This window comes from Streptomyces zaehneri (assembly GCF_032248645.1).
GTDB lineage: Bacteria > Actinomycetota > Actinomycetes > Streptomycetales > Streptomycetaceae > Streptomyces > Streptomyces coriariae.
Map to the genome: position 1 here is coordinate 99,953 of NZ_JASTTJ010000009.1, position 26,814 is coordinate 126,766.

General features: G+C 74.0%; 25 protein-coding genes. 7 read left to right on the plus strand and 18 right to left on the minus strand.

Annotation, left to right across the window (positions count from 1 at the left end; translation table 11 throughout):
- Positions 1-174: 174 nt before the first annotated feature.
- Positions 175-1,488 carry a sensor histidine kinase gene (locus tag QQM72_RS17075; protein ID WP_314221735.1) on the minus strand — a complete coding sequence of 438 codons (1,314 nt, stop codon included), beginning with the start codon at positions 1,486-1,488 and terminating at the stop codon, positions 175-177.
- Between the two features lie 130 nt (positions 1,489-1,618).
- Positions 1,619-1,822 carry a hypothetical protein gene (locus QQM72_RS17080; protein WP_314221736.1) on the minus strand — a complete coding sequence of 68 codons (204 nt, stop codon included), beginning with the start codon at positions 1,820-1,822 and terminating at the stop codon, positions 1,619-1,621.
- A gap of 137 nt (positions 1,823-1,959) precedes the next feature.
- Here QQM72_RS17080 and QQM72_RS17085 point away from each other — a divergent pair, with 137 nt between their 5' ends.
- The 3 genes from QQM72_RS17085 to QQM72_RS17095 all read left to right on the plus strand — a co-directional run bounded on the left by QQM72_RS17085 (position 1,960) and on the right by QQM72_RS17095 (position 3,957).
- A complete protein-coding gene (locus QQM72_RS17085) occupies positions 1,960-2,535 on the plus strand; it encodes a MarR family winged helix-turn-helix transcriptional regulator (protein WP_314221737.1) in 576 nt (191 codons plus the stop codon).
- A 99-nt stretch (positions 2,536-2,634) separates the two neighbouring features.
- A complete protein-coding gene (locus QQM72_RS17090; protein WP_314221738.1) occupies positions 2,635-3,003 on the plus strand; it encodes a DoxX family protein in 369 nt (122 codons plus the stop codon).
- A 30-nt stretch (positions 3,004-3,033) separates the two neighbouring features.
- Positions 3,034-3,957: an RNA polymerase sigma-70 factor gene (locus tag QQM72_RS17095; protein ID WP_314221739.1), complete on the plus strand. Its 924-nt coding sequence runs from the start codon at positions 3,034-3,036 to the stop codon at positions 3,955-3,957.
- Positions 3,958-3,980: 23 nt separating this feature from the next.
- Here the strand turns inward: QQM72_RS17095 and QQM72_RS17100 are convergent, their stop codons facing one another.
- Both QQM72_RS17100 and QQM72_RS17105 read right to left on the minus strand, forming a co-directional pair.
- The gene (locus tag QQM72_RS17100) at positions 3,981-4,553 is read right to left on the minus strand and encodes a GtrA family protein (protein WP_399077528.1); all 573 of its coding nucleotides are present in this window, start codon (positions 4,551-4,553) and stop codon (positions 3,981-3,983) included.
- Between the two features lie 191 nt (positions 4,554-4,744).
- Positions 4,745-6,082 (minus strand): NADase-type glycan-binding domain-containing protein, encoded by a 1,338-nt coding sequence (locus tag QQM72_RS17105; protein ID WP_314221741.1) that lies wholly within the window; start codon positions 6,080-6,082, stop codon positions 4,745-4,747.
- 199 nt (positions 6,083-6,281) lie between these two features.
- Here QQM72_RS17105 and QQM72_RS17110 point away from each other — a divergent pair, with 199 nt between their 5' ends.
- A complete protein-coding gene (locus QQM72_RS17110) occupies positions 6,282-6,605 on the plus strand; it encodes a hypothetical protein (RefSeq protein WP_314221742.1) in 324 nt (107 codons plus the stop codon).
- On the opposite strand, the gene QQM72_RS17115 is transcribed toward QQM72_RS17110, so the two are convergent.
- The 7 genes from QQM72_RS17115 to QQM72_RS17145 all read right to left on the minus strand — a co-directional run bounded on the left by QQM72_RS17115 (position 6,568) and on the right by QQM72_RS17145 (position 14,176).
- Positions 6,568-7,125: a phage tail protein gene (locus tag QQM72_RS17115; RefSeq protein WP_142265274.1), complete on the minus strand. Its 558-nt coding sequence runs from the start codon at positions 7,123-7,125 to the stop codon at positions 6,568-6,570. The genes QQM72_RS17110 and QQM72_RS17115 overlap by 38 nt on opposite strands.
- Before the next feature lie 31 nt (positions 7,126-7,156).
- On the minus strand, positions 7,157-9,115 hold the full coding sequence (locus QQM72_RS17120; RefSeq protein ID WP_314221744.1) for a putative baseplate assembly protein: 1,959 nt from the start codon (positions 9,113-9,115) through the stop codon (positions 7,157-7,159).
- Positions 9,115-9,558, minus strand: a complete 444-nt coding sequence (locus QQM72_RS17125) for a GPW/gp25 family protein (protein WP_020132881.1) — start codon at positions 9,556-9,558, stop codon at positions 9,115-9,117. Before QQM72_RS17125 ends, QQM72_RS17120 begins: the two co-directional genes overlap by 1 nt.
- Positions 9,559-9,607: 49 nt before the next feature.
- Positions 9,608-11,509: a VgrG-related protein gene (locus tag QQM72_RS17130; protein WP_314221745.1), complete on the minus strand. Its 1,902-nt coding sequence runs from the start codon at positions 11,507-11,509 to the stop codon at positions 9,608-9,610.
- Positions 11,509-12,234 carry a CIS tube protein gene (locus QQM72_RS17135; protein WP_314221746.1) on the minus strand — a complete coding sequence of 242 codons (726 nt, stop codon included), beginning with the start codon at positions 12,232-12,234 and terminating at the stop codon, positions 11,509-11,511. Before QQM72_RS17135 ends, QQM72_RS17130 begins: the two co-directional genes overlap by 1 nt.
- 52 nt (positions 12,235-12,286) lie before the next feature.
- Entirely contained in the window at positions 12,287-12,712 is a 426-nt protein-coding gene (locus tag QQM72_RS17140) for a phage tail protein (protein ID WP_020132884.1), read from the minus strand.
- A 66-nt stretch (positions 12,713-12,778) separates the two neighbouring features.
- Entirely contained in the window at positions 12,779-14,176 is a 1,398-nt protein-coding gene (locus tag QQM72_RS17145) for a hypothetical protein (RefSeq protein WP_314221747.1), read from the minus strand.
- Between the two features lie 847 nt (positions 14,177-15,023).
- On the opposite strand from QQM72_RS17145, the gene QQM72_RS17150 reads away from it, so the two are divergent.
- The gene (locus QQM72_RS17150; protein WP_314221748.1) at positions 15,024-15,422 is read left to right on the plus strand and encodes a hypothetical protein; all 399 of its coding nucleotides are present in this window, start codon (positions 15,024-15,026) and stop codon (positions 15,420-15,422) included.
- 1,319 nt (positions 15,423-16,741) lie between these two features.
- Here QQM72_RS17150 and QQM72_RS17155 read toward each other — a convergent pair.
- The 4 genes from QQM72_RS17155 to QQM72_RS17170 form a co-directional block, all read right to left on the minus strand.
- On the minus strand, positions 16,742-16,900 hold the full coding sequence (locus QQM72_RS17155) for a DUF6760 family protein (RefSeq protein ID WP_020132885.1): 159 nt from the start codon (positions 16,898-16,900) through the stop codon (positions 16,742-16,744).
- The gene (locus QQM72_RS17160; RefSeq protein ID WP_314221749.1) at positions 16,897-17,421 is read right to left on the minus strand and encodes a hypothetical protein; all 525 of its coding nucleotides are present in this window, start codon (positions 17,419-17,421) and stop codon (positions 16,897-16,899) included. Before QQM72_RS17160 ends, QQM72_RS17155 begins: the two co-directional genes overlap by 4 nt.
- Positions 17,421-17,864 (minus strand): phage tail protein, encoded by a 444-nt coding sequence (locus tag QQM72_RS17165; protein WP_020132887.1) that lies wholly within the window; start codon positions 17,862-17,864, stop codon positions 17,421-17,423. Before QQM72_RS17165 ends, QQM72_RS17160 begins: the two co-directional genes overlap by 1 nt.
- Before the next feature lie 61 nt (positions 17,865-17,925).
- Entirely contained in the window at positions 17,926-19,518 is a 1,593-nt protein-coding gene (locus tag QQM72_RS17170) for a phage tail sheath family protein (protein WP_314221750.1), read from the minus strand.
- A 313-nt stretch (positions 19,519-19,831) separates the two neighbouring features.
- Here QQM72_RS17170 and QQM72_RS17175 point away from each other — a divergent pair, with 313 nt between their 5' ends.
- Complete coding sequence (locus QQM72_RS17175; protein ID WP_314221751.1) at positions 19,832-21,250, plus strand: hydrolase; 1,419 nt, start codon at positions 19,832-19,834, stop codon at positions 21,248-21,250.
- A 119-nt stretch (positions 21,251-21,369) separates the two neighbouring features.
- Entirely contained in the window at positions 21,370-22,743 is a 1,374-nt protein-coding gene (locus QQM72_RS17180) for a ricin-type beta-trefoil lectin domain protein (protein ID WP_314221752.1), read from the plus strand.
- A gap of 42 nt (positions 22,744-22,785) precedes the next feature.
- On the opposite strand, the gene QQM72_RS17185 is transcribed toward QQM72_RS17180, so the two are convergent.
- The 3 genes from QQM72_RS17185 to QQM72_RS17195 form a co-directional block, all read right to left on the minus strand.
- Positions 22,786-24,741 carry an ATP-binding protein gene (locus QQM72_RS17185; RefSeq protein WP_314221907.1) on the minus strand — a complete coding sequence of 652 codons (1,956 nt, stop codon included), beginning with the start codon at positions 24,739-24,741 and terminating at the stop codon, positions 22,786-22,788.
- 335 nt (positions 24,742-25,076) lie between these two features.
- On the minus strand, positions 25,077-25,751 hold the full coding sequence (locus QQM72_RS17190; protein ID WP_314221753.1) for a DUF4255 domain-containing protein: 675 nt from the start codon (positions 25,749-25,751) through the stop codon (positions 25,077-25,079).
- A gap of 139 nt (positions 25,752-25,890) precedes the next feature.
- The gene (locus QQM72_RS17195) at positions 25,891-26,601 is read right to left on the minus strand and encodes a helix-turn-helix transcriptional regulator (protein WP_399077539.1); all 711 of its coding nucleotides are present in this window, start codon (positions 26,599-26,601) and stop codon (positions 25,891-25,893) included.
- Positions 26,602-26,814 lie beyond the last annotated feature (213 nt).

Sequence of the window (26,814 nt, forward strand, 5' to 3'; positions counted from 1 at the left end):
ATAATCAAGAGCACCCCCGAGATGGGGTAAGCTTGATCTTGAGCCGGTCACCGAAGGACAAACGGTGAACGAACTCTTGCGTTGGTCGTCCAAGGAAAGACGCCCCGCTTCCTGCGGGGAAATGCAGGTGCAAGGCCTGCCCGGCGCTCCATGTGAAACGAGTCCCATCCCGTGTCAGACGGGGTGGGACTCGTTCGTTTTCCGCGTGCCCAGGGGCAGTTCGGCGACGACCTCGAAGCCCCCGCCGGGTCGGTGACCCGTACGGACCCGCCCGCCCGCCGAGCGGGCCCGCTCCCGCATGCCGATGAGGCCGTAGCCGCCGCCCGCGGAGACCGGGACCTTCGGGTGCGTGGCGCCGTCGTCCGTGACCGCCACCGTCAGCCGGTCGTCCGCGTAGACGAGGCGTACCGCCGCCGTACGGGCACCGGCGTGCTTCGTGACGTTGGTGAGGGCCTCCTGCACGATCCGGTACGCCGTGAGCTCCGCGCCGGCGGTGATCGGAGCGGGCTCGCCCTCGGTGTGGAGCGTGACCTCGAGCCCCGCCCCCTCGAAGGACGCGGCCAGCCGCGGGAGTTGGGCGAGCCCGGGGGTGGATCCCCCCGACCCGGGCTCCGGTACGTGCCGCACGTGCTCCCCGGGATGCGTCGGCTCGTCGGCGTCGCCCGTGCCCGCTCGGCGCAACAGGCCGACGGTGGACTTGAGTTCGCGCAGGGCCGAGGCGGTGGTGCCGGTCAGGTCGGCGGTGAGACGGGCGGCCTCCTCGGGTCGGGCCGGGAGATGCCGGGCCACCGCGCCGGCCTGGAGCCCGGCCAGGACCAGATGGTGGGCGACGACGTCGTGCAGATCACGGGCGATGCGCATGCGCTCCTCGGCGACCCGGCGGCGGGTCTCCTCCTCCCGGGTGCGCTCGGCGTGCTCGGCGCGGGCCTGGACGGCGTCCAGATAGGCGGCGCGCAGCCGGGTCACCGTCCCCAGCGCGGTGGGCAGCAGCAGCCAGGCGGCCGGGCCGAGCAGCTTGAGCACCAGCGGTTCGCCGGGCGGCCCGGACGGCAGACCGACGCCGACCAGCAGGGCGATGCCGGTGAAGGCGAAGGTGTTGGCGGTCCTGCGGTCGGTGGAGACGGCGAGCGAGTACAGCGCGGCCATGAGCGGCGCCAGCAGCAGCACCGTGAGCAGATATCCGAGCGCGGAGGCGGCCACGGCGCAGGCGAGGGTCACGACGACCGTGCCGCGGGGGCGGTCGCGGCGCCGGATCAGTGCCGCGCAGGAGGCGCCGGCCAGCACCACACCGGGCCACCAGGGGACGCTCAGGTCCTGGCCGGGGAAGGTGATCACGCTGCCCGGGAACGAACAGGCGAACAGGGCGGCGGCGAGGACCGCGTCGGAGGACCGGGGATGACCGCCGGCGAAGGGGAAGCCCGGGGATCCGACTCTGGCGGGCTGGGCGGGAGGCGGCGAGGGGGACTGCGACGGGGGCTGGGAGCGCATGGGAGGGGTTCCTGTTGCGGACGGGCGGCGGGTCAGCCGGTGCGGTGGCCCCAGCCGTGCCAGGCGGTGACCAGGGCGCAGGCGCCGGCCGCGGCGGCGAGGAGGAGGAAGGCGAGCGTCAGGTGGGTGGTCACGGACGGGCTCCGACCGTGGTCGCGGCGCCGTCGGGGAGGAGCGCCTGCCAGAGCGGCATGACCGTCCGGACGGGAGCGGAGGCCGGACGTACGGCACCGGCGCGGGAACCGGCAGCGCCACCGGCGCGGACGCGGACGCGGACGGGTGTCGGGCGGCGGACGCGGTGCTTGCGGGCGGGGGTGATGGTGGCGTGCGGCATGGGAGACGCTCCGGTGGCTCGTGGGTGCCCTTGGTCGGTGCTCTTAGTTGCTTGAGTTAGGCAACCATAGCGACTTACTTAAGTCAAGCAACGATCTCACCTTGCTTGAGTCAGGCAAGTATCTGTACGGTGAAAGGATGCCGATACCGCCGCCCGCAACGTCCGTGCCAGAAGATGTGATCGCCGTGGAGCAGGCACTCACCCGCATCACCTATCTGGCGACCCGCGCCCGTTGGCACGACCGGCTGATGGCGAACGCCGGACTTCCGCTGGACCGGGCCGCCGTGGCGATCCTGCGCCATCTCGCCGAGAGCGACCCGCTGCGCCCCGGGATGCTCGCCGTGCGGCTGTCCGTGGAGGCCTCCCATGTCACGCGGCAGCTACGGCAGTTGGAGAAGTCCGGCCTCGTGGTCCGCTTCCCCGACCCGGAGGACCGGCGGGCCCAGCTCATCCAGCTCACCGACGCGGGCCGGGTCGCGATCGGCCGGGTTCGGGACGTCGGCCGCCAGGGCATGACCCTCGCGCTGGCCGACTGGACGCCGGACGATCTGCGGCGGCTCGCCACCCTCTTCAACCGCCTCGTCGACGACTTCGTCGCCCACGCGGAGATGCCGGTGGACGTGCCGATGGATGTGCCGGTGGGCGTGCCGGTGGACATCACGGCGGATGTGCCGGTGGACGGGTGGGTGGAGGGCGGTCCGTCCGGCGCGTGAGGCCTTCGTGGCACTCGCCGGGGGCGGATGTCACAGGCGGGGGCCGCTGTCTCGTCCTACGGGGTGCAGGGAGGGCAAGCCCCGATCAAGGAGTGGACGATGGACCTCGCGCTGTGGATCGTCGCCGGACTGCTGGCCGCTGTGGCCCTGGCCGGTGGGGTCACCAAGACGTTCGTGCCCAAGGAGACGCTGGCCGCCGCCCCCGGTGGAGGATGGACCGCCGACGTCGGCGTCGCCTTCGTCAAGACGCTCGGTGTCCTGGAACTGCTGGCCGCGGCAGGCCTGATCCTGCCTGGCGCGCTCGGTGTCGCGCCGGTTCTGGTGCCGGTGACCGCCGTCTGCTGGATCTTGCTGATGGCCGGCGCGATGATGACCCACGGACGCCTGGGCGAGTCCGGACCGGTGGTGCTCAACCTGGTCTATCTCGCCTGCGCCGCGTTCGTCGCGTGGGGCCGCTTCGGCCTCTGATCGCGTGGGTGATGTCACGGAGGAGCCGGGATGGGCAGGACCGAGGAGTTCCAGGAGCTGCGGCCGCTGCTGTTCTCGATCGCCTACCGGATCCTCGGCGGCGTCGGTGAGGCCGAGGACGTCGTCCAGGACGCCTGGCTGCGCTTCGAGGCCTCCCCGACCCGGCCCAGGTCGGCCAAGGCCTTCCTCTCGGCCGTGGTGACCCGGCTCTCGATCGACGTGCTGCGCTCGGCCCGCGTCCGGCGGGAGGAGTACGTCGGGGACTGGCTTCCCGAGCCACTGCTCAGCGACCCCTACGAGGATCCGGCGCGGTCGGCGGAACTGGCCGACTCGGTGTCGGTGGCGGCCCTGCTGCTCCTCGAGCGGCTCAGCCCGCTCGAACGGGCGGTCTTCGTGCTGCGGGAGGTGTTCGCGTTCGGTTTCCCCGAGGTCGCGGCGGCCGTGGGGCGTTCGGAGGCGGCGTGCCGCCAGCTCGTGGTGCGGGCCCGGCGCCACATGGCCGAGGGCCGGCCACGCTTCGCGGCGGACCGCAGGGAGCGGGAGGAACTGGCGTCCGGATTCTTCGACGCCCTCCGCGAAGGCGACGTCGCCGGCCTGCGGAAGCTGCTCGCCGCCGACGTGGCGATGGTCGGCGACGGCGGCGGCAAGGCCCCGCAGCTGGCCAGGGCCGTCATCGGCGCCGAGAACGTGGCCCGGGTGCTCGCCACCGCCTGTGTCCTGGTGGCCCGGATCGACGTGACCTTCGAGCCGCACGAGATCAACGGCCAGCCCGGCGCGATCTTCCGCGACCGGGACGGCAGGGTGCTCCACACCCTGGCGCTCGACGTGCTCCACGGGCGGATCCGGGCGGTCCGGCTGGTGATCAACCCCGACAAGCTCGGGCACCTCGGCCCGGTGGCGGACGCCTGGGCCCTGGACCGCGAAGCCAGGCAGGCGCGCCGGCCCTCGCGGTGAGGGCGTGCGGGCCCGCGCCCCGGTCAGCTCGGGCTGAGCGCCGCCGTGAGCCCGCCGGTGCTGACCGGCGTCCGCCGGGGGCGGGGGAGCGTCGTCACGTCGGCCGGCTGGTGCGTGCCGGCCGTCTTCGCCGCCTTCGGCATGCTCGGCGGGTTCACCGTGTGCACCGCGCCGGTCGTCTTCGCCGTCTTCGCCGTCTCGTGGTCGGCGCCTGTCGCGAAGACGAAGAGGCGCAGGATCACGAAGCGGCCTGTGCCGGCGAGGCCCGAGGCCGAGAGGTAGACGAGCTGCTCGGTGAGCAGGCCGGGGGTCGGCTGGATCGCGTGGAGGGCGAAAACGGCCACGGAGGTCGCCGCGTAGGCGGCCGCCGCCGAACCCGCCGACTGCCAGTGCCGGCGCAGGCCCGCGCGGCGGCCGGTGCGGAAGGTGTACCGGGCGTGGAGTTCGGTGCACAGGACCGTCGAGGCGATGGTGACCAGCGCGTTCGACAGGGTCCACGGCATCAGCACCGCCAGCAGCGGGACGGCCAGGCTGGAGAGGACTCCGGTGCCGCCGCCGAAGACCACGAAGCGGGCGAAGGAGGTCAGCGACTTCACGGCGGTTCCTTCCACAGCGGGTGAACTAGCTTGCTTAACTCAGGCAACTATAAATAGCTTGCTTGACTTACGCAAGTACATCCCGAGAGGAAGGGCCCTGGTCGGCCGGGAGACCTTCCTCCCGGCCGACCAGGGCCCTGAAACCGCCAGGTCAGGCCGTCAGGCCGTCAGGCCGTCAAGCCGTCAAGCCGTCAGGTCGAGTTGGCGCTCGAACGGCCGAAGAACTCGATCTCGGCTATCGACACCTGCTTGCTCCCGGACGCCATGTACGACGACTCGATCGTGAAGCGGACCTTGGTGACCTCGCCCACGCGGAAGGCGCGCCGCTGGCCGCCCGAGCTCTGGTCCAGGGTGATCTCCCGGGTCGTCGTCTTGCCGTCCTTCAGGGTGATCGTCGCCTTGATGCGGTGCGGGAGGGCCGACTGGTTGAGCTGGTCGGGACGGACCGACGTGCCCGAGGTGATGATCAGGTCCAGCAGGCGGGTCGGCTCGTCGAAGCGGGCCTCGATCCACTCGCCCTCGCCCGACTGCGAGACGCCGGGACCCCACCAGCTGTTGTTGATCTTGTCGAAGGCCAGCTCCGGCTTGTGCCCCGGGTAGGAGCGCGAGGCCGCGAACGAGTCCGGGGCGACCGGCGCGCGCTTGGCGAAGTGGTCGCGGGTGGCCTGGATCGCCTCCGGTGTGTTCATCGCCGCGATGATCACGAGGGTGAGGACGACCGCCGCCACCACCCAGCTGAGGATGCGGTCGAACGTACGGCGCAGGCGCGGCCGGTCGCCGGCCCAGGGGGACGCGCCGTTGCGGCTGAACAGGCGGCGCCACCAGGGGAGGCGGAGCGAGGAGCGGTCCTCCAGCGTCATGGGCATCGCGCAGCGGACGCAGAAGTGCCGGTCGGGGTTGTTGGGGGTGGCGCACCAGGGGCACGCGACGCCGTACTGCTCGCCCTGGACGGGTCCGGGCGCGCGTACCTGCGGTCGGTCCGCGACCGGCCTGCCCGGCAGGACCGGGGCCACGGACGGGGGCGCGGCGGGGCGCGGCTCCGCGTCGGTGACGGGGACCAGGAGGGAGCGGGCGCGGGCGGCCATCGTGTCGCCGAGGGCGGGCGCGGGCGCGGCCGCCGGCACGGGTGTGGTGGGGGCGGTCTGGTCGGGGGCGTGAGCGTGGGCGTGTGCTTGCGCGGAGGCCGGTGCGCCTGACGGAGCGGCGGTGCCGTCCTCCGGCGGGATGACCGGCAGGGGAGTTTCCGTGGTGTCCTCGTCGTCCGGGTCGTAGTCGTCGTCGGCGGCCGGGGCGGCGGCCTGGGTCGAAGGCTCAGGTGTGGTGTGGGGCGAGGTGGGTGCCGACGCGTTCGCCCCCGCCGTACCGGAGACGGCGCCGGAGGCATGGGCCGGGGCGGCTGCGGGTGCGGGAGCGGTGGTGGCGGAGGCGGCAGCCGTACCCGAGACCGCACCGGCCTCCGGCCCCGCGGCGCCCGACGGCTCCCGCGTGCCCTCCGCGGAGTGGTACCCGGTCCCGGAGCCGCCACTCACGGCCCCGGGGTCGGCCCCGGCCGCTGCCCCGGACCCGTAAGCCGAGCCGGACCCGGACCCGGACCCGTGAGCGGACGCCGTCCCGGACCCGGAAGCCGTCCCGGACCCGTAGGGTGCCCCCGCTCCTGCCCCGTCACCCGTCGCGGACCCGGCACCGGAACCTGTACCGGCACCTGTTCCGGAGCCCGAGCCCGAGCCCGTGCCCGAGTTCGAGCCCGAGTTCGAGACCGTCCCGGCGGCGAAGCCCGTGCCGGGCCTGGAATCCGAACCGGATCCGGCACCGGCGTTCGGCCCCGAGCCCGGCCCGGACCCCGACGGGGACCCCGACCCCGACCCGGCGGTCGACCCGGTGCCCGAGCCCGACCCGGTGCCCGAGCCGGCGCGGGCCGGGGGGCGGTCCGTCCAGCTCAGTACGGCGCCGCAGGCGTCGCAGAACGACTGGCCGGGCTCGGCCCGCGTGCCGCACTCGGCGCAGTTCTGGGTGGTCATCTCTCCGGGGTCCTTTCGGCGGCGGTCACCTTGACCGTGTACGGCATGTGGGCGGGGCGGGCGGCGGCCACGAGGGTGTCCAGGCGGTGCTCGTCCGCCGGGCCGGGGTCGGGCAGCCGGATCGTGACGTGCAGGTGCGGCCGCGGTTGGCCCGGGACCGGGCCGAGCGGCCGGGCGCTCCACTCGGCGCCGCCGCTCTCGGAGATCTCCGGCTCCACGCCGAAGGCCAGCCGGACCGTCTCCGACAGCCCGCGCCGGGTGCCGCGCACCCGGTGCAGGTAGGCGGCCGCCGCGACCGCGGCCCGCAGTCTCGGTTCCGGTTCCGTGCCGTCGGTCTCCGCGCCGACCCAGCTCGCCAGCCAGCGGGTGAAGTCGACCGGGGCGAGGGCCGGGTCGAAGTACGCGGGCAGGCAGTCGAGGACGTTGAGGATGGGGGCCATCACCTCGTCCAGGCCCCCGACGAAGCGCTGTGCCAGGTCGTCGTCGGCGAACACGGCCGGCAGCATCGCGCCGATCGGCACGGAGGAGCCGAGTCCGTCCACCGAGCCCCTCAACGCCCCGTTCCCTTCGGCGAGTTCGCGCCGCTCATGCGCCGTCCCCGATCACGCGCACCCGGTGGTCGTAGGAGAACACCAGGGCCGGGGCGGCCAGGTCGATGCGGTCGGTGGCCTCGCCGCGCTTGCCCGTCAGCGGGTCGGCGGGGTGCAGCATGACCTGGTCGACCAGCTCCACTCCCGGGACGCGTTGGAGGACGGCGAACACCTCGCCCGACTGCACCGGGCGGCCGAAGGGCCAGCCCTTGCCGTCCGCGCCGCCGATCAGCGGGTCGAGGTGGCGGTAGAGGGCGTCGTGGGCCTGGCGGCGGACGCGGTCCGTGTCGACGCCCCGGAAGGCGTGCACCGTCGCCACCACCGTCACGCCCTGGTAGTACGGCGGGCCGACGGCGAGCCTGGTGCCGATCAGACGGCGTTCGTCGAGGTGGCGGGTGATGCGGTCCAGCAGGGAGTCGCCGGGCACCAGTTGCTCGAAGCGGAGGCGTCCGCCGGGGTCCGGTACGGCCTGCGGGACCACCAGCACCCGTACCGCGTAGGAGCCGTGTTCGTCGGGCCGGCCCTCCAGGCAGGTGATGCGGGCGGTCTCGGGGGCGGCACGGCGGGCGAGTTCCTCGTAGTCGCGCAGCGTCACGGCCCGCTCCTGGGCGCGCAGGGTGATCGGCGCGCGGAGTTTCGCCTCCTCCACCGTCTCGCCGTCGACTCCGCCGCGCGCGGCCTCCCGGTTGACGACCTCCGAGACGTACGGGACGGAGGTGCGGAGCACCTGGACCGCGCCCCGGGCCACGTTGCCCGCGCGGCCGCCGCCCGTGCGGTAGCGGCGGGCGCGGATGACCGAGCCCTTGGGGGCGACGGCGCCGTACTGGCGGAGTTTGCCGTCGGGTTCGCGGACGGACGGGCCGAAGGCGATCTCGCCGGTGGCCGCGTCGAGGGTGACATGGCGGTCGTCGGGGCCGGAGGCGGCGAAGTGCGGGACGACCTGCCAGTCGGACCAGCCCTCGTGCTGGGCGGTCTGGAGCAGCAGCGGCGGGTCGTCGCCGACGACGGGCGCGTGCGCGAGGGCGACGTGCTGGCCGGGCAGGCCCGTGGACTCGCCGAGGGCCTCGTCGTAGACGGTCTCGGCGTGCACGGCGGGGGCGGTGCCGCCGACCGTGAACACCTCGGCGGACCGCACGGTCGGGGAGGTCGTGTAGAAGGGCTGGCCGGGGAGGGGCTCGGTGACGCGGCAGCGCAGCCAGCCGGCCTCCTGGCCGCCGGAGCGGGACAGGACGTGGCCGCCGGTGATGTGCAGGACGACCTCGCCGGGGCGGTTGAGGCCGCCGGTGCCGTCGCGGTCGATCTCGCACTCCTGCCAGCCGTCCTCGGTCCACGCCTCCCAGACCAGCGGGGGCTGGCGGGGGTCGACGCCGACGCCGTCGACGCGGCTGTCGAGTTCCAGGACCACCGCGCAGTGCGGGACGGCGGCGCTCAGGCCGAACAGCATGCAGTCGCCGGGCTGCGGCGCCTCGGCGAAGCAGAGCAGGTCCTTGCCCTCGGCGAGGTCGGTGGTCCGGTCGGTGACCGGCTCGCCCCGGTGCTGCACGACGAGGTGGTTCAACTGGCTCGGCACGACGGTGAGTTCGCGCTCCGTCGCGAAGACGACGGCTTCCTCGCTCTCCGTGCGGACCGTCGCCACCTCGGTGCCCACCGGCAGCAGGACCGGCTCGTCCTGCGGCGCGGACAGCCAGAAGGTGACCTCCGTGCGGGCGGCGGACGGCGGGAACAGGCGGATGCCGACCAGGTCCAGGAAGGCGAGGTGGTTCTTGTCGGGGACGCGGTTGAGGCGGTAGACGATCTGGTCGGCCATGTGGGCGACCGTCTCGACGAGCGTCACGCCCGGGTCGGAGACGTTGTGGTCGGTCCACTCCGGTGCGCGCTGCTGGATGTAGCGCTTGGCGTCGTCGACGAACTGCTGGAAGCGGCGGTCGTCCAGGTTCGGGGAGGGCAGGGCCATCAGCGGTCGCTTTCGGAAGCCGTACCGGACGGACCGGGAAGACCCGGCTCGTCGTGGGACGGAATGACGTAGAAGGGGAAGACGAGACTGCGCGGATTGTTGGTGCCGCGGATCGCGTACTGGACGTCGATGAAGAGCACGCCCTGTTCGGCGCCGGCGGTGACCTCGACGTCGGTGACCTCGATGCGCGGCTCCCAGCGGTCGAGGCTGGTGTACACCTCGTGCTGGATACGCCCGGCCGTCGCCTCGTTGACCGGGGCGAAGACCAGGTCGTGGATCGCGCAGCCGTACTCCGGGCGCATGGGGCGTTCGCCCGGCGCGGTGGCGAGGATCAGCCGGATGGCCTCCTCGATCTCGCGCTCCCCGCTGACCAGGGCGATGCCCCCGGTGGGGCCGATGCGGAGCGGGAACGCCCAGCCCGATCCGACGAATTGCTCGGCCATCAGAGGGCCACCTGCCTTTTCCTGATTCTCACGGCGTGCCGTCCGCGCGTCACGGCAGCGGGTACGGCTTGGCGTTGACCATGACCATGCCCTGGAGCATGAGCGTGGCGGCCCGGATGCCCACGTTGGCGGTGGAGTTGATCTGGACGGTGGCGCCCGCGCTGAACGTGGCGGCGCCGCCCGACTTGAGGTTGAGCAGGCCCGCCGCGTCCACCGACACCATGCCCGTCATCGACCTGATGTTGATCAGGTTGCCCCGCAGGGTGATGGAGCCGCCGCTCCTGATGGCGATGTTGCGGCCCGCGGTGAGGGTGAGGTCGGTGCCCGCCTTGACGGTCACCGAGCGGCTGCCCGTGATGCTGACGGTGCCCTTGCTGTCCACGGTGATCTCGGTCTGCGCCCGGTCCAGGTTGATGACGAGTTTGTCGTCGCCGCTGGTCAGCCGCACGCCCTGCTTGCCGCCGGTCCGCTGGCTGAGCAGGTCCACCCGGTTGCCCTCGCGGTCGGACAGGGTGTGCCGGGAGGCCCGCTGCCGGGCGCCGTCGTGCAGGGGCACGTCCTTGACGGGGGTCGGCTTGTCCTTGCCGTTGTACAGGCCGCCGATGACGTAGGGGTGGTCCAGGGCGCCCCGGTCGAAGCCGACCAGCACCTCGTCGCCGACGTCGAGGGGGAAGATCGAGCCGCCGCGCTTGCCGCCCCACTGCACCACGCGCGTCCAGTCGCTGACGTAGGCGTCGTCGAGCCAGGGGAACTGGAGCTTGACGCGGCCCTGCTTGAGCGGGTCGCCGGCGTCGGTGACCAGGGCGTTGGCGGTGCCGGGGAGGTTCAGGCCGTTGGAGGCGTTGCCGCCGCCGGAGGCGAGTCCGTACAGGGACCGCCACTGCCGTCCGCTGACCGTCACCCAGGCCTCGTAGTGCTTGCCGTCGCCGAAGACGTGCCGTACGGAGGTGGCGGTGTACTTGCCCTCGAAGGGGGCGCCGACGTCGGCGAGGGTGACGGGCAGACCGGGGCGCAGCTTCGGGGTGCCGCGCGCGATGACCTCCAGCTCGGCGAAGGAGCCGGTGACGTCGTCGGCGAGGGCCTCGGCGGCGAACTTCACCTCCGACTGCCGGTCGTACGGCGTCTGCGCGTCGACCAGCTTGGCCGGCTTGAACTTGGCGGCGGCGTCGCCGGGGGTCGTGCCGATGCTGATGCCGGGATTGGTCTTGGCGGGCGCGGTCGCGGTGAGCTTCTTCTTGGTCGTCACGTCCCAGCCGCGCGCCTCGACGGTCGCGACCTGCTCGGCGGCCGTGACGGCGGCCCGCAGACGGAGGATGTCGGTGCCGGCCTCGAGGACGAAGGGGCTCTTGTCGCCGGGGGTGGAGGTGGGCGGCGCGCCGGACGCGGGGTCGGGCTTGACGAACTGGAACTTGCCCTTGGCGTCCACCGACATGACCATCTCGTTCTCGTCGGCCAGCCGGGCGAGGAAGTCCCAGTCGGTGACGTTGGCCTGGCTGATGAACTCGTAGACGGTCTTGGTGGACTGGATCTTCCCGACCGGGACGCCGTCCTGGGCGGCCAGTTTGCGGGCGATGTCGGAGGCGCTCTGGTTGCGGTAGGCGGCGACGCGGCGCTGGCGCATCAGACGGTGGCCGAAGTCGTAGCCCCGGATGACGGTGAAGCTGCCGGTGCCGTCGTAGTCGGCCTCCAGGCCGCACACCTCGCCGGTGAGGAGCGGGTCGCCCGCCCCCTTGCCGTCGGCGATCGGGGCGAGGACGACGGGGGTGCCGAACTTGACCTTCAGCTTGCCGAGGACCAGACGGCCGGGGTCGCGGAAGGTGAGCCGGAACGCGGCCGGCACCCCGAGGCCCTGGTCGACCCAGCCGTCGACGAGGAGCGGCGCGATGTCGACGGGAAGGGGACCGCCACCGAGGGTGACCTGGATGACGCTGGAGAACGCGGACTGGACCACTAGTGGCGCACCTCCTCGGCGGAGGGCATCACGAGCTCGATGCCGGTCGGCAGGCGGGAGGGGTCGTCGATGCCGTTGACCTCGGCGATGGACCGCCACGCGGAGGCGTCGCCGTACTCGCGCCAGGCCAGTGACTGCAGGGAGTCACCGGCGACGACCCGGTGCACGCGCTGCGCGGTGAGGGCGCCGGAGGTCGGGTTCTGGCCCTTCGTCTTGCTGGGGATCTCGTGCAGGCGCACCTGGCAGGTGGCGCGGATCGGGACGCCGGTCGTGCCGAAGAGCGAGTACGTGACGTCGATGCTGCTGACGTAGGAGGTGAAGCGGGCCGTGGAGAACGAGCCCCACTGGAAGACCACCCACGGCGGCGAGGGCTGCTTGGCGGCGATGCTCTTGGTGGTGACCTCGCAGCACTCCAGCAGCGACTCGACCTTCTTCAGGACGGTGTTGCTGCCGGGCTGGTCCGAGGTGTCGAGGAAGATCTCGACGGTCATCTCGCGGGGCTCCGGGCCCATGAACTCCGGTACGGAGCCGTCCCGGACGGCCGCCGTGGGCGTGACCTTCCACTGGGCCCGGCGGCCGAGCTGGAGCTGCGCCGGGTTGAAGTCGAACCCGAAGGATTTGATCAGCCCGCCGGGGGTCGTGCTCGTGCCCACCGGCGGTTCGTGGATCGCGAGGGTGGCACGGACCAGGCTCTTGCCGGCGCCGCCTTTGCTTCCCTTGGCCATGGCTTGTACTCCCTGCCTCGTCCTGGTCCTGGTCTGGTTCTCGTCCCGGTCCTCAGTCCGTGAAGCCGTGGTGGGTGATCTCCAGGACCTCCGTGGCCACCCCCGGGCTGTCCGGGCTGAGGGACGGCCCCTGCCAGCTGACCGGCAGCACGTCGATGAGCCCCCAGCGGGCGACCTCCGAACCGTCCGCGCGCAGCGCCGCGATCTGCGCGGTCGGCCGGGTCACCCCCGTGGTGACCGACGAGATCCACTTGGCGACCTTGGTGGTGTCCGGGGTGAGCGGACGGGTCAGCCGGATCGTGGAGAACGTGACCCGGGAGGGCAGCTGCCAGACGAAGCCGTTGTTGCCGCCCTCCTGGCGGTGCTCGATCTCCACCTGGGACGAGAGCCCCTCACACCCGTTGAAGAAGCCGAGGCTCTCGCCGTCGATGGTCAGGGTGAAGAAGATGGTGGAGCCCGGGTCGAGATCGGAGGGCATCGGGGCCTGGCCTTTCTGGGAGAGGGGGCGTCGGGAGCGGCGGGGGTTTCGGGGCCGGTGGCGCGGTCAGTGGCGGGGGTCGCGGAGTCTGCCGATCCGTTCGCGGTCGAGCCGCAGCTCGGTGCGGAGCAGACGGGTGATGCGACCGGTCAGGCGGTGCGTCAGCTCGTCGAGCTGGAAGTCGGTGAGCGCGCGCGGATCGAAACCGGGATGCGCCTGCGCGTGCGCGTGCGCCGGATCCGCCGCACCCTGGTCGGCGCCGGACGGGGGCCCACCGGCGCCGCGGGGCGGCTTCGGCAGTGTGGGAGGCAGTGTGGCGTGGCGCCGCTGGACCACCGGTGCGGGAGCCGTGGGAGCCGCGGGCAGCGGCCGTGGGGCGGGGGGCGGCACCGGCAGGGAGACCGGCACCGGGATGGGCGCCGCCTGGGCCGGTGGTGCGAGGGGTGACGGTGGCGCGGCGGGACGTACGGGGGCGCCGGCCGCCGCTCCCGGAGCGGGCAGTGCCCGACGCTGAAGGACCGGAGCCGGCGGGGCGGGCAGGGTCGCGGGTGCCGTCGCCGGTGCGAGCCCAGGCGTGAGGCCGGGGGCGGGGGTGGGGTACGGACGCGCCACGGGCCCGCCCGCGGTCGCGCCGGGCGTGGTGCGGCGCAACGGTACGGGCGCCTTGGCCACGTGCCGCTGCACGGGGACCGGGGACACCGGGGACACCGGGGCCACCGGGGGCCTGCCGGTGAGGGCCACGGGGTGTGCGGTGTGTGCCGGGTGGTGCTGTCCGGTCGTCGTCGTGGGACGGACCGTACGGGGCACGGGGCCCGTGGGGCCGGTGGCGGTGTCCTGGGGCGGCGCGGCCGGACGATGCGTCGGCGTGCCGGTGCCGCGGGCGGACGATGCCGTGGGCAGCGGGAGTTCGGGGGCGCCGGGCAGCGCGGCGCTGCGCTGTACGACGGGGGGCGTGAACGGCGGCAGCGCCGAGGAGACGCCGCCGGGACCGGTCGCCGCACGGGGGGCGTCGCCCTGGGGTCCGATCGGGATGCCGCTGGGTGCGTTCAGCGGTGCGGCGTCGGCGGGCCGGGTGGAGAGGGGGGCGCCCAGCGCGGGTCGCGATGCCGTGGGCTGCGTGGGCTGCGTGGGCTGCGCGGCGGCGGTGACCGGTACGGCGGCACGCTGTACGGGGGCGCCGAGAGGGGTGGAGCGTCGCAGCGGGGGCAGTGGTTCGGTGCCCGCACCCGGGGCGCCGGTGCCGTGGGCGGACGAGGCTGCGGAGGGCGTGCCGACGGGGGCCGGAGCCGCGGGAGGCGTCGGCGAGGCCGCGGGCGGGCCGAGCGGCGTCGCCGGGCCCGGTCGGCCCGAGGGAAGGCTCGTGGGGGCGCCGAGACCCGCGCGACGCCGGGGGGCGGGCGCACCGGAGGCGGCCCGCTGGACGCTCGTCGCGGAAGGGAAGGCGGGCGCGGAGGGCGCGGACACGGACCCGGGTGCGGGCGTGGTCGCAAAACCCGCTTCAGGAGCGGGGGAGTTGGCGGCGGAGCGCGCCGGAAGCGCCGGGCCGCCGTGCACCGGTACCGGTACCGGCACCGAGCCGCGCACGACGCCCGGACCGGGCGTGGCGGGTCGCGCGGGCGGGGTGACCGGAACGGGGGCCGACACGGAGCGTTGCACGTCGGTGGCTGCCGTACGAGGGCCGGTGGGCGCGGGTGTGGGCGCGGGTGTGGTCGTCGGCCGGGACGGCGTCGAGGCCGGTGTCGTCGCGGCGCGTTGCACGGTGGGGGTCGACGCGCGGCCGGCGTCGCCGGAACCCGTGGTGGGACCGGGCGCCGAGGCGGGGCCCGAGCCGGGGCCGAGAGGCGAGGGGGATGCCGTCGGGGCGCGTTGCACGCTCGGGGCGGGCGTCCGGCCACCGTCGTGCGAGGTCGCGACGGGGCCAGGCGCGGGGGCAGGGCCCGCACCGGAGGCTGCACCTGACCCGGGGCCGGGGCCGGGACCGGTGCCGGAGTTCGAGGCCGGAGCCGTCGCGGCGCGTTGCACGGCGGGCGTCGCTGTGCGGCCACCGTCACGCGAGGTCGCGGTGGGGCCCGAGGCCGAGCCCTGAGTCGCCGCCCGCTGCACGTCGGGGGCCGACGTACGACCACCGCCACCGGAGGCCGAGCCGGGACGCACGGGCGAACCGGAGCCGATGCTCGGCCCGGATCCCGAAGCGGGCCCGGATCCTCGCACAGGACCGGAGGCGGCACCGGAGGTCGAGGCGGAGGTGGAAGCGGAGCCCGAAGCGGGGGTGGCGGCCTGGCCGGGGGATGACACGGAACCGGAGCCGGGCATGCGTCCGGCCGCGGAACCGGACCCGGACCCAGGACCGGGACCGGACCCGGCACCCGAACTGCGGGCGGCCGACGACCCGGTGGGGGCGTCGGCGGTGGGCGTGGAGCTCGCGTCGGTGGCAGCACGTCTGCTCACGGTGACCGGCGCGACCGTGCCGGAGGGCGAGGAGGGCGAGGAGGGCGGGGATGACGACGAGGGCGGGGCTGTCGGGGCGGAGCGTGGAGGCGTCGCCGGGGGTGGACCTGGTGTGGACGTCGGCGACGGGCCACGTTCCGTTCCGCCCGGCCGAGGTGCGGCGGCGCCGCTGCCCGGGGAGCGCATGCCGGCGCCCCCGGGTGCCCCACCGGGGGAGGAGGACGGCGTCGTACGCGCCGGAACGGCACGCTGCACGCTGTGACCGGCGCTCGCCGAAGGGGACCCGGCGGAACCGCCCGACGGAGGGGCCGAGGGCCTCGACGCTCCTGCGGGACCCGGTGCGCCCGCGGGCCCCGAACCGGCCGACGCGGCCGGCGGCTTCGCCGGCGGCGGCAGAGCCGAACCGGCCCGCGCGATGGGCGTGTCGCCGCCCACCGCCGACGGACCGGGGACAGCCGCACCCGCGCCACCCGCGCCCGGCACCGCGCGCTGTACCCGCACCGGGGCGCCGCTGGGCGCCGAGCCCGCGGTACGGGGTACCGCCCGCTGGAGCCCGACGGGCGGGCGAGCAGCCGTACGGGACTCCCCCGCACCGGAGTTGCCTCCCGCCGCCGGTGAACTCGCGGTGGCGGCTCCTCGCGGACCCGGAGCGGGCTCCTTGCCGCTCGCCGCGTCGGCGCCGTCGGTCTCCGCACCCCGGCCGGACGCCTGAGCCGATCCGCTGCCGCCGGACGAAGCCGGGGCCGGGGCCGGGGCAGGGGCAGGGGCAGGGGCCTGGGTCGGTGCCGGGGAGGCGGACGGGGACGACGGTCGCGCGGGCAGGCTGCGCCGCTGTACCGGCGCCGACACGGACCTCGTCAGCGGGGCCGGACCCGTCGAGGGGACCGGGCTCGCCGGGGACACCCGGATGCCCCGCGCCGGGGAGGCGGCGGGAGCGGACGGCTCCGTCGGCCGGGACGGCACCACGGGCACCGTGGAGGCAGCCGGAGCCGCCGACCCGGACGGGCGCGGGGCCGCACCCGAAGCCGCAACCCCGGTAGCTCTCGTCCCACTTGAAGCACCCGGAGCACCCGAAGCACTCGAAGCACTCGCCCCACCCGGACCGGCCGTGGAGCCCGGACCGGCCGTGGAGCCCGGACCGGCCGAGGCCGGGCGCGGAACGACCGGCGAGGACGCGGGAACGGCACGCTGAAGGGGGGTCGGCCGGGGCGGTGCCGCCACCCGCTCGGGTTCGGCGACCGGTGGAGCCGTCCGCAGGCTGCTCATCAGGCCGCCCGGCGCCGCGTCGAGCACCGCCTGGAAGCCGGTGCCGGTGAAGGAGGGGTTCTGCCAGGTGGCCAGCCGGCCGCCGAACCCGGCGTCGGCGACTCCCGACGTGCTCCCGGCCGCCGCGCGCTGGATGGGCGGGAGCGTCGGCCAGGCGGCCGCGACGACGCGTGGCGTCGCACCGGCGTCGTGCGCCGGGGCGCTGCCGCCGCCGGTCGTGGCCGGCGCGGCGGTGTCGGCGGCCGGCGACGGGCCCGAGCCGTCCCCGCGCCCGCCCCCGCGGCCACTCCGGAACCGTTCCAGGAACCCCATGCCTCAGCCCTCCGCCCCGCCCCGGGTCACCAGGGACGCGATCTGGTCGGCGTAGCGGCGCCGGTCGTGGTGTTCCAGGTCCAGGATCTCGTCCTGGCCCCAGTGGAAGTGGTAGGCGACGTACGCGATCTCCTCGTGCAGCCGGTCGGTCGCGTACGTCACGATTCCCCCAGGCGGCTCCCGCCGAGTTCCACCTCGAAGGGCTCCGAGCAGTGGGGGCACTGCACCGAGGCGCGGGTGTGCCCCTCGGCGTTGACCTGACGGTAGAAGTCCTGGAGGAACGCCAGGTCGGAGGCGAACATGTTCTCCACGACGCCGTCGTGGACCAGCGGGAGGCTGCCGAGGCGGGTGATGACCCGGCCCAGCAGCACCACCGACAGGTACGCCGGGTTCTCCTGGACGCGGATGTCGCGGAGCGGGACCAGTTCGTCCCGCGCCGTCGCCAGCCGCATCACGCCGTCGCGGTGGACCGTGCCCGCCTCGTCGACGTACCCGCGCGGCAGCTCGAAGGGGAACTCCGTCTGGAGCCGGTACGGCGCGGGGGCCGGGGCGGCGGCCGCGCCCGGCGCGGAGAACGCGGACGCGGAGCCGGACAGGGATTCGGACTCGGGCACGGCGGTGGCCGGGAGCGCCTCCTGCGGCTCCCCGCTCGCCGCCGCCGCCCGGACAGCCGTGCGCCGCATTACTCGATGACCAGTTCTTCGAACGTGATCGTCACGGTCTCGGTCAGCGCGGAGGCCTCGCCGGCCTTCACCGAGCTGGTGTCGATCTTGCTGCACCAGGCGTTGCGCATGTTGTACCGCTTGACCGGGTTGTTCTGGTAGTCCATCACCATGATCGTGGCGTTCTTGCGGGCGGTGCCCATCACGCCGTTGATCGACTCGGTGATCCACTGGTTGAACGCCGCGGACTGGGTCATACCGCGCACGACCGTGCAGGTGCCCGCCTTCTTCACGCCGGGCAGCTTCTTGGTGACGGGCTTGCCCTGCGCGGAGACCTGCTGGTACTCGATGACGTCCTGTTCGAGGCTGAGGCCGCTGACCTCGGCGAGGTACTCGACCATCACGCCGTCGATCTGGAGGCCGAAATTGTGTGAAGTAAGGGCGTCACCCGGCTGGAGACTCATCTGGCTTTCCTTCTACGTGTGGTGAAGAGGGCGGTACGACGGCGGAGGGCCTGCTCCGGGCCTACTCCTCCAGCTCTCCGTTGCCGCTGGAGAACTGGGCCAGCCGGAAGATCACGAACTCGGCGGGCTTGACCGGCGCGATGCCGATCTCGCAGATCACGCGGCCGAGGTCGACCGACTCCGGCGGGTTGGACTCCTCGTCACACTTGACGTAGAACGCCTCTTCCGGGCGGGCGCCGAACAGCGCGCCCCCGCGCCACTCGTTCACGAGGAACGCCGAGACGTTGCGCCGGATCCGGGCCCACAGGGCGTGGTCGTTCGGCTCGAACACCACCCACTGGGTGCCGATCAGGATCGACTCCTCCAGGTAGTTGAAGTACCGGCGGACGTTCAGGTAGCGCCAGGCCGGGTCGGAGGAGAGGGTGCGGGCGCCCCAGATGCGGATGCCGCGGCCCGGGAACGCCCGGATGCAGTTCACGCCGATCGGGTTCAGCAGGTCCTGCTCGCCACGGGTGATCTGGATCTCCAGGTCCACCGCGCCGCGCACGACCTCGTTCGCGGGGGCCTTGTGGACGCCGCGCTCGGAGTCGTTGCGGGCCCACACGCCGGCCACGTGGCCGCTCGGCGGGATCAGCCGGGCCTTGCCCGCGGACGGGTCGAAGGACTTGATCCACGGGTAGTACAGGGCCGCGTACTTGGAGTCGTAACCGGCCGTCTCCTGGCGCCACACCCGGATCTGACGGGCGTTCAGGCCGGGCGGCGGGTCGATGATGGCGACGCGGTCGCCCATCAGCTCGCAGTGGGCGATCAGCCCCAGCTGGACGGCCTTGACCGACTCCAGGTCGATCGCGCCGCGCTGGTAGGCGGCCATCAGGTCGGGCACCGCGACCATGGACACCTCGTCGACGGCCTCCAGGCCACCGAAGCCGGTGCGGTCGGAGCTGTCGCCCAGGTACTGCGCCGGGCCGACGGGCTGCGCGGTCTCGACCGCACCGGCCGGCGCGCCGGCGGGCGGCGCGGCCAGCGCGACCGTCTGGTTGTCCGGGCGGGCCAGCTGCGCGGCGGGCGCCGCCTCGGCCACGGTGATGAGCTTGGAGCGTTCCTTGACCTGGGTGACGACGTAGGAGCGGTTGCCCTTCTTCGCCGAGACGTCGAACGTCTCGACGGCCTTGTCGCCGTCCTTGACGATCAGCTTGAAGCGCTCGGCGGGGCCTTCGCCCTCCGCGTCCGCGACCTCGACGCTCAGCGGGCCGCCGGTCTCGCCCGGCGCCACGGCCGTCACCGTGAACGTGCCGAGCTGCTTGGGCTCACCGGCCGGGAGGGCGGCCGGCGCGGAGCCGGAACCGGACACCGCGGCGGGCGACTTGGCGTCTCCGGCGGCACCCGCCGAGGTACCGCCGACGCGGACGACGTACGCCGCCGAGCCGCCGTTGTTGAAGAACCCGTAGACGGAGTGCGCCAGGTAGTAGCCGTCGGTGAAGTCACCGAACGCGGCCACGTACTGGGTCCAGTTGGTCACCAGGGTCGGCTCGTTGAGGGGGCCGGTCGGGGCGAGCCCGACGAAGGCCGCCACCGAGGTGCCCACCCCTTCGATCGGGCGGGAGCCGCTGGCCACCTCCTCGACGTATACGCCGGGCGACAGGTAGGACGGCATGCTGTGCTCTCCTCGGGGTACGCGTCAGGACGTCTTTCACCGTCACGCGCGAAGCGCGTCCGCCGAAACGGCTTCCGGTGCATGGTCCGGGGCACGGCTGTTGCCCTCGCGGGCAGCGCGGGCCGCGGGGACCCGCCCGCGCGGCCGTCGCCGCCGCCGGTGCGACGGGGTTCCCGGCGGGAGCACGGGGGCGGCTCCGGGGGCGGTGGCGGGCCGTCGGGTCCCCGCGGGCAGCCGGCCGCGGTCCGGCAGGGCACGCACCCTGCCCCGTCGCCTCTGACCCCGCCCGCCGCTCTCCCCGTAGCGTCGGCACGTGAGCCTGTGGACATCCCTCGAACCCGCCTCCGTCACCGTCGACCCCGGCAGCCGGGCGACCGTCCGGCTGCGGGTGCGCAACACCGGTGACGTCGTCGACGAGTACCGCTTCGAGCCGGTCGGCCCGACCGCACCCTGGACGACGGTGGAGCCGCAGACGCTGCGGTTGTTTCCGGGGACGACGGGCACGGTCGAGCTGACCTTCGCCCCGCCGCGCACGCCGGACGCGACGGCCGGCCCCAATCCGTACGCGGTGCGCATCACGCCGACCGAGCATCCGGAGGCGGTGACCGTCCCCGAGGGCAACCTGACGATCACGCCGTTCACCGAGGTGCGGGCGGAACTGGTGCCGCCGACGGTCAAGGGGCGGTTCCGCGGCCGGCCGCGCCTCGCCATCGACAACATCGGCAACACCAAGCTCACCGCCTCGCTGAGCGGCAGCGACCACGGCGACCGGCTGGCGTACGAGCTCCAGCCGGCCAATGTGCAGATCGAGCCGGGCCGGGCGGTGTTCGTGAACACGACGCTGCGCCCGCGCCAGATCATCTGGTTCGGCTCGAAGGAGGAGCAGCGCTACAACCTGGCGGTGCGCCGGTCGGGTGCGCAGGCGCTTGAGGTGGAGGGCACCTTCGTGCAGCGCGGGTTCCTGCCGCGCTGGCTGGCGACGGCGCTCAGTCTGACGATGGCCCTGGCGATCGCGTTCGTGATGATCTGGCTGGCGTACAAGCCCCAGGTCAACAGCAGCGCCAACGAGAAGCTCGCGGAGGCCGGCGTCAGCACCCTCGCGCCCAGCCCCTCGGCCACGCCCAGCGCCCCGGCCCTGGTGCCCACCCCGACGGCCCCCGTCGTGGTCGAGGCGCCCGCCAGCAGCCAGGCCCCGGCCGACAGCGGCAGCGGAGGCAGCGGCGGGGGCGGCGGGACCGAGTCGAAGGCCCCCGTGAAGCCCAAGCAGGAGACGGCGGCCGACGCCGTGAACAAGCTCGCGGCACGCAGCGACGGGCGGCACATCTGCTACCGCGCCTACGTGGCGGACAAGGGCTGGCAGGACCCGGTCTGTGACGGCGCGATCGCCGGTACGACCGGCAAGAACCTGCCCATCAAGGCCCTCAACATCGCCACGGCGAGGACCGGCGGCGTCGCGGGCAACGCCGCCCACGTGGTCGGGGGCTGGCTGACCGGCGACAAGTGGTCGAAGGCCGGCGACGGCGTCAACATGTGGATGGGCTCCAGCAAGCCGGCGGTCGCGGCGATGGAGGGCTACACGATCAAGACGATCGAGGGGTCCGTCTGCCAGAACGCGCACATCAAGGACCGGGGCTGGCTGGGGAACGGCTGCACCAAGGCCGGTGACTGGATCTACGGCGGCAGCCCCATGGAACAGAAGCTCCAGCTGGAAGCCGTCCGCTTCACCGTCTGACACGCGGCGGCACCCGGTCCGAAACCGGGTGAACGGGCACGGCCGCTCGGCCCTTTCGGGCAGCGGTCGTGCCCACCGGCCTCCTGACGGGCCCTCGCCCCGCGGCATAGCGTCGACAGGTGACTCTGTGGACTTCTCTGGAACCGGCCGCGGCGACCGTCGACCCCGGCGGCCGGACGACCGTCCGGCTGCGGGTGCGCAACACCGGTGACGTCGTCGACGAGTACCGCTTCGAGCCGGTGGGCGCGGTGGCACCCTGGACGGCGGTGGAGCCGCAGACGCTGCGGTTGTATCCGGGGACGACGGGCACGGTCGAGCTGACCTTCGCCCCGCCGCGCACGCCGGACGCGACGGCCGGCCCCAATCCGTACGCGGTGCGCATCACGCCGACCGAGCATCCGGAGGCGGTGACCGTCCCCGAGGGCAACCTGACGATCACGCCGTTCACCGAGGTGCGGGCGGAACTGGTGCCGCCGACGGTCAAGGGGCGGTTCCGCGGCCGGCCGCGCCTCGCCATCGACAACATCGGCAACACCCGGCTGACGGCGTCCGTCACGGGCACCGACATGGGTGACCACCTCGGATACGAGTTCCGGCCGGGCAGTGTGCAGATCGAGCCGGGCCGGGCGGTGTTCGTCGACACGACGCTGCGCCCGCGCCAGATCATCTGGTTCGGCTCGAAGGAGCAGCGGCCGTACGCGCTGAGCGTGCAGCGGTCGGGGGCGGTGCCGCTCTCGGTGGACGGCACGTTCGTGCAGCGCGGGTTCCTGCCGCGCTGGCTGGCGACGGCGCTCAGTCTGACGATGGCCCTGGCGATCGCGTTCGTGATGATCTGGCTGGCGTACAAGCCGCAGGTCAACAGCAGCGCCGGCGAGAAGCTCGCGGAGGCCGGCAGCACCGCGCTGCCCAGTCCGTCCGTCTCCGCGCCGTCGGCGCCGAAGGTGGACGCCTCCGCCGCACCGCTGCCCGAGCAGCAGACGCCCTCCGCCCCGGCGAAGGAGGAGGACGGCAGCGGTGGTTCCACGTCCGGTGGTTCCTCGGGGTCGGGCAGCGGCAGCGGTTCCGGCGGTTCCGGCGGCACGACCACGACGGCCCCGGTGCCCGGCGCCGTGATCATCGGCCAGGCCTCGGACCGGTGCATCGACATCACCGGCGCCCAGAACGGCAAGGGCAAGGACGGCACCCCGCTCCAGCTGTGGGACTGTGCCGGGTCGGCCGGCCAGAAGTGGGTGTTCCAGAGCGACGGCACCGTGCGCGCGCTCGGTCTGTGCATGGACGTCGCCTGGGGTTCGAAGGACGACGGCGCGGTCATCCAGGTGGCCAACTGCTCCGGAAACCCGGCCCAGCAGTGGGTGCTGAGCCAGGCCGGCGACCTGGTCAACCCGCAGGCCGACAAGTGCATCGACGCCAAGGACAACGGCACCGGCAACGGCACCAGGCTCCAGCTGTGGACGTGCTCGGGGACGCCCAACCAGAAGTGGCGCGCGCAGTAGCGGAGCAGCAGCCGACAGGCGGAGCCAACGGGCTGAGCCGACTTACCAGTTGGCTTCGCCCGGCACCAGGCGGCCCGCCTTGCGGTACTCGCGGCGGGCCCCCTCCAGCAGGTCGCCGTCGCCCACCGGTTCGTCGCGTCCGGCGGCGAGGTAGGCGGCGGTGACGACGGCGCTGCGGATCGAACCGCCGGCCAGTTCGAAGTCCTTGGCCAGCTGCCCGGGATCGACGTCGGCGGCGCACGGCACGTGACACAGCCCGTGCCGCCACAGCGCGAGCCGTTGCCCGGCGTCGGGGAACGGGAAGTCGACGACCAGGTCCAGGCGCCGGGTGAACGCCTCGTCGATGTTGGCGCGCAGGTTGGTGGTGAGCAGCGCGATGCCGTCGAAGGACTCCAGCCGCTGGAGCAGGTAGGCGCTCTCCATGTTGGCGTACTTGTCGTGCGCGTCCTTGACCTCCGACCGCTTCCCGAAGACGGCGTCGGCCTCGTCGAAGAGCAGCACGGCGTCGGTGCGGTCGGCCTCGGAGAAGATGCGCTCCAGGTTCTTCTCGGTCTCGCCGACGTACTTGTCGACGATCGAGGAGAGCTGGACGACGTAGAGATCGAGGCCGAGTTCGGCGGCGACGACCTCGGCGGAGAGCGTCTTGCCGGTGCCGGACTCGCCCGCGAACAGTCCGAGCACCCCTCGGCCGCGTCCGCCGCCGGCGCTGAGCCGCCAGTCGCCGAGCACCCGGTCGCGGTGCCGGGCCCGCAGGGCGAGTTCGCGCAGCTGGGTCAACGGCCGTTCGGGCAGCACGAGGTCCTGCCAGCCGACGTCCGGCCGGATCCGCCGCGCGTGCCGTTCGAGGCCGGACGCCGACTGCTGTCGCGCGGCCAGCCGCACATGGTCGGCGGTGAGCGGCCCGCCCTCGAAGGCGGCGAGGACGGAGGCGGCCCGCGCGGCACGGGCGACCCGCTCGCCGCCGAGGCGGTAGGGGGCGACGGTGGCGGCGAGGTCGAAGCCGGGGGCGGTGTCGAGGGGGCCGGCGGAGTCCAGCGCGGCCGCCCAGGCGGCCGTCCCGCCGGCCCGGCGGCGCGGCGCCTCCAGGACCAGCGGATCGTGGGTGGACCAGTGCGGGTCGTAGGGGCGCGGGTCCGTGAGCAGGACGGTGACGTCCCGCGCGTCGGCCAGCGCGCCGATCAGCGGCCCCGGCTGCTCCGGCAGCCCGGACAGCACGACCGCCCGGCCGCCGAGCCGTGCCTCGCGCAGCAGGCCGGGCACCCGGTCCTCGGGCCCGGTGAAGCGGAGGGCGTCGACTCCGGCGGCGCGCAGCGCGGAGGTGATCGCGGCGAGGCCGTCGCCCTCGCGGTGTTCGCGCAGATAGGCGGTGAGCGGGCCGCCCTCCCGCATCCGGCGCGCGAGCAGCCGGACGAAGTCCTCGTCGTCGGCGGGCAGCGGCGCGGGCAGCGGGTGCAGGTGTCCGTGCAGGGCGGCGTCCGGGGTGTCATCGCCCAGCAGATGGGCGAGCAGCCGGTCCGGTACGCGCAACGAGCGTGTCAGGAAAGGCCGTTCGGGCTCCTCGACGTCCAGCAGCCCGTACGCGCGCAGCGGCGCCCCGGAGTGGAAACGGGCGCGGGCCGCGGCCAGGTGGGCGGGCACCCCGCACAGTTCGAGGGCGAGCCCCACGGTGGCCCGCCGCCTGCTCACATCGTCGTTGAGGTAGCCGTAGAGCGGCTCGAAGTCGCGGTCCAGGTCGGGCGCGAGGGCGATGAGGAGGATCGCGGCGTCCAGCTCGGTGAGCCGGAGCCGGGCGGTGAGGGCGCTGAGCGAGTCGATCGGGTCCGCTTCCCCGGGCGGGGCCGCGACGGGACCGGCGGCGGCCTGGCCACCGGCGAGCAGGTGCCGTACCGCCTCCTCGGAGAGGTACAGGCCGCGCAGCGGATCGGCCGCCGTCGGGTCGACGGCGGCCCGCCGGTCGACCAGAGCACCGACCCGATCCCGCAGAACACCGACCCGCACGAGCAGCGCGTCGGCCCCGTCACCCCGGGTCTCGGCCGTGAAGACGTCGCCGTCGGCCGTGAAGACGTCGGCCGTGAACGCGTCGGCGTCGGCGTCGGCCGCGAATGCGTCGGTGGCGGGTTCGGGCGCCTCGGTGTCGGCTGCCGGTGCCCCGGAGCCCCGGTGCGTCGCGTGCCCCGCGGGGCCGCGCCTGGTCGCCTCGTCGGCGGCTGGGCCGGTGCCGGCTGCCGGTGCCCCGGAGCCCCGGTGCCTCCCGTGCCCCGCGGGGCGGGCCACGGCAGGGTCGGTGTCGGGCGCCGGTGCGTCGACGTCGGCTGCCCCGGTGTACGCGTCGTTCACCGCTGGTCCGGGCGGTGGGCGCCGGCCTCGCGGGCGGCGCGGGCCGCGGCCACCTGGTGGGGGCGGTGGGCGCGTTCGGCGGACTCCGGGGGGTCGCCGTCGATCCCGCGCAGGCGGACCGCCGCGCCCTCCGTGACCGGCGGTCCGGCGTCGTACTCCGGGTAGGCCGGGAAGGGGGCCGTGACCACCAGGTCCAGCGACGGCTTCAGCTCACCGCCCAGGGCGGACCAGATCTCGGCGAGGGAACGCGACTCGGTCTGGATGCCGGCCACCGTCACCGGCATCGCGAGCCCCAACGCGCGCAGGGAGCCGGGGAGCTCGTCGGCCGGCAGCATCTCGCGCGGCAGCAGTGTCGCCAACACGGCCGACAGCAGCCGGTGTTCGTCCTGCGGCGTCCGCGTCCAGGCGGTCACCAGGTACGACAGCCTGAACCAGCGCGGCGGTTGACGGCGCTTCACGACGACGTCCCGCTCGTCCCGCACCGCCATCTGGCCGCGCTGCCGGCGGGTCACGTCCTCACGGATGTCGTACAAGTAGGTGTTGATCACAGGTGCGTTGCGCCGGGCCGCCCAGTCCCGGGTCGGGGCCTCGAAGGAGACGTCGATGCCGGAGCCCGCGAGTGCGCCGCCCGAGAGCAGCTCTTTGAGGACCTCGTCCACCTCGTGGATCACCGTCGTGCTCCTCAACTTGCCGTGCCACACCCACTGTCCGACGATCGTGCCCCGGACGGCCCCGGATCCGCAGGCGCCACGGGGTCGGCGGCCGGGCAGGGCATGCTGCCCGCGTGTCCGCCTTCGATTGCCCGTTCGGTCAGATGTAGCCTTCCCGCAGGGCATATGCCACCGCGTGCGCCCGGTTGCGCAGATGCAACCGCGTCGTGAGTCCGTGCATGACGTTCTTGACAGTTCGTTCGGAGTAGGACAGCTTGCTGGCGATCTCTCCGGTGTCCAGGCCCTCGGCGACCAGCCGCAGGACGTCCACCTCCCGTGGCGCGAGCCCCAGGGAGGGGGCGCCGGGCCGGCCCGCCGCACCGCGGTGCAGCGTGCCCACCTGGCTGATGAGCCTGCCGAGCAGGTCGGCGGGCAGGTCGCCGTCGCCGCGGTGGGCGGCCAGCACCGCCTGCACCAGCCGGTGCGCGGTGGCCTCGCGGCGCCAGACGATGGCCCCGACCCCGCACTCGATGACGTCCAGGAGTTCCGTCTCGCGGATCGTGCCCACGACGAGCACCGCCCGCGCCCCCTCGCTGCGCACGATCCGCCGCAGCCGGCCCAGCGCCCCCTCGTCGAGGGTGTCCTCGATCAGCAGCGCCACCGTGCCGGCGGCGGCCGAGACCTCTTCGCGGACCTCGACCTCGGGGCGTCCGCGCAACTGGCTGACGGCGCCCTCGCGGGAGATCGGATCGGGTGCCTGGACGGCCACGGGAATCCGCCGCCGGGTGCCGATGGCGACGCCTGGAACGGCGGCGCCCATCGCGCCGATACCCGCGGTGCCGGTCTCTGGTGTCCGTGGTGAGCTGAGCAACCGTTTCCCCCAAGTTCACGGGCCCGCCGACCGATGGGGCTCGGTGACGGGTGGGTACGGACCAGACTTCTGTGACCTCCGGGGCGCGCGCAATCGTGGAGCACCACGAGGCGGACCACGAGAGCAAGCCCCCCAGCACCACGATTCACCCACATCGTCGCAGGTCAGAGTCCTTTCGGTCGTCGCACGCCGGGTCACCGTGAGCCTCGCCAC

Excerpts from the sequence above, each read along its gene's own strand:
- QQM72_RS17085 (WP_314221737.1), top strand. The coding sequence starts at position 1,960 with ATGCCGATACCGCCGCCCGCAACGTCCGTGCCAGAAGATGTGATCGCC.
- QQM72_RS17140 (WP_020132884.1), bottom strand. The coding sequence starts at position 12,712 with ATGCCCTCCGATCTCGACCCGGGCTCCACCATCTTCTTCACCCTGACC.
- QQM72_RS17150 (WP_314221748.1), top strand. The coding sequence starts at position 15,024 with ATGCGTCCGGCCGCGGAACCGGACCCGGACCCAGGACCGGGACCGGAC.
- QQM72_RS17160 (WP_314221749.1), bottom strand. The coding sequence starts at position 17,421 with ATGCGGCGCACGGCTGTCCGGGCGGCGGCGGCGAGCGGGGAGCCGCAG.
- QQM72_RS17095 (WP_314221739.1), top strand. The coding sequence starts at position 3,034 with ATGGGCAGGACCGAGGAGTTCCAGGAGCTGCGGCCGCTGCTGTTCTCG.
- QQM72_RS17120 (WP_314221744.1), bottom strand. The coding sequence starts at position 9,115 with ATGGCCCTGCCCTCCCCGAACCTGGACGACCGCCGCTTCCAGCAGTTC.
- QQM72_RS17165 (WP_020132887.1), bottom strand. The coding sequence starts at position 17,864 with ATGAGTCTCCAGCCGGGTGACGCCCTTACTTCACACAATTTCGGCCTC.
- QQM72_RS17090 (WP_314221738.1), top strand. The coding sequence starts at position 2,635 with ATGGACCTCGCGCTGTGGATCGTCGCCGGACTGCTGGCCGCTGTGGCC.
- QQM72_RS17170 (WP_314221750.1), bottom strand. The coding sequence starts at position 19,518 with ATGCCGTCCTACCTGTCGCCCGGCGTATACGTCGAGGAGGTGGCCAGC.
- QQM72_RS17125 (WP_020132881.1), bottom strand. The coding sequence starts at position 9,558 with ATGGCCGAGCAATTCGTCGGATCGGGCTGGGCGTTCCCGCTCCGCATC.
- QQM72_RS17135 (WP_314221746.1), bottom strand. The coding sequence starts at position 12,234 with ATGGCCAAGGGAAGCAAAGGCGGCGCCGGCAAGAGCCTGGTCCGTGCC.
- QQM72_RS17080 (WP_314221736.1), bottom strand. The coding sequence starts at position 1,822 with ATGCCGCACGCCACCATCACCCCCGCCCGCAAGCACCGCGTCCGCCGC.
- QQM72_RS17075 (WP_314221735.1), bottom strand. The coding sequence starts at position 1,488 with ATGCGCTCCCAGCCCCCGTCGCAGTCCCCCTCGCCGCCTCCCGCCCAG.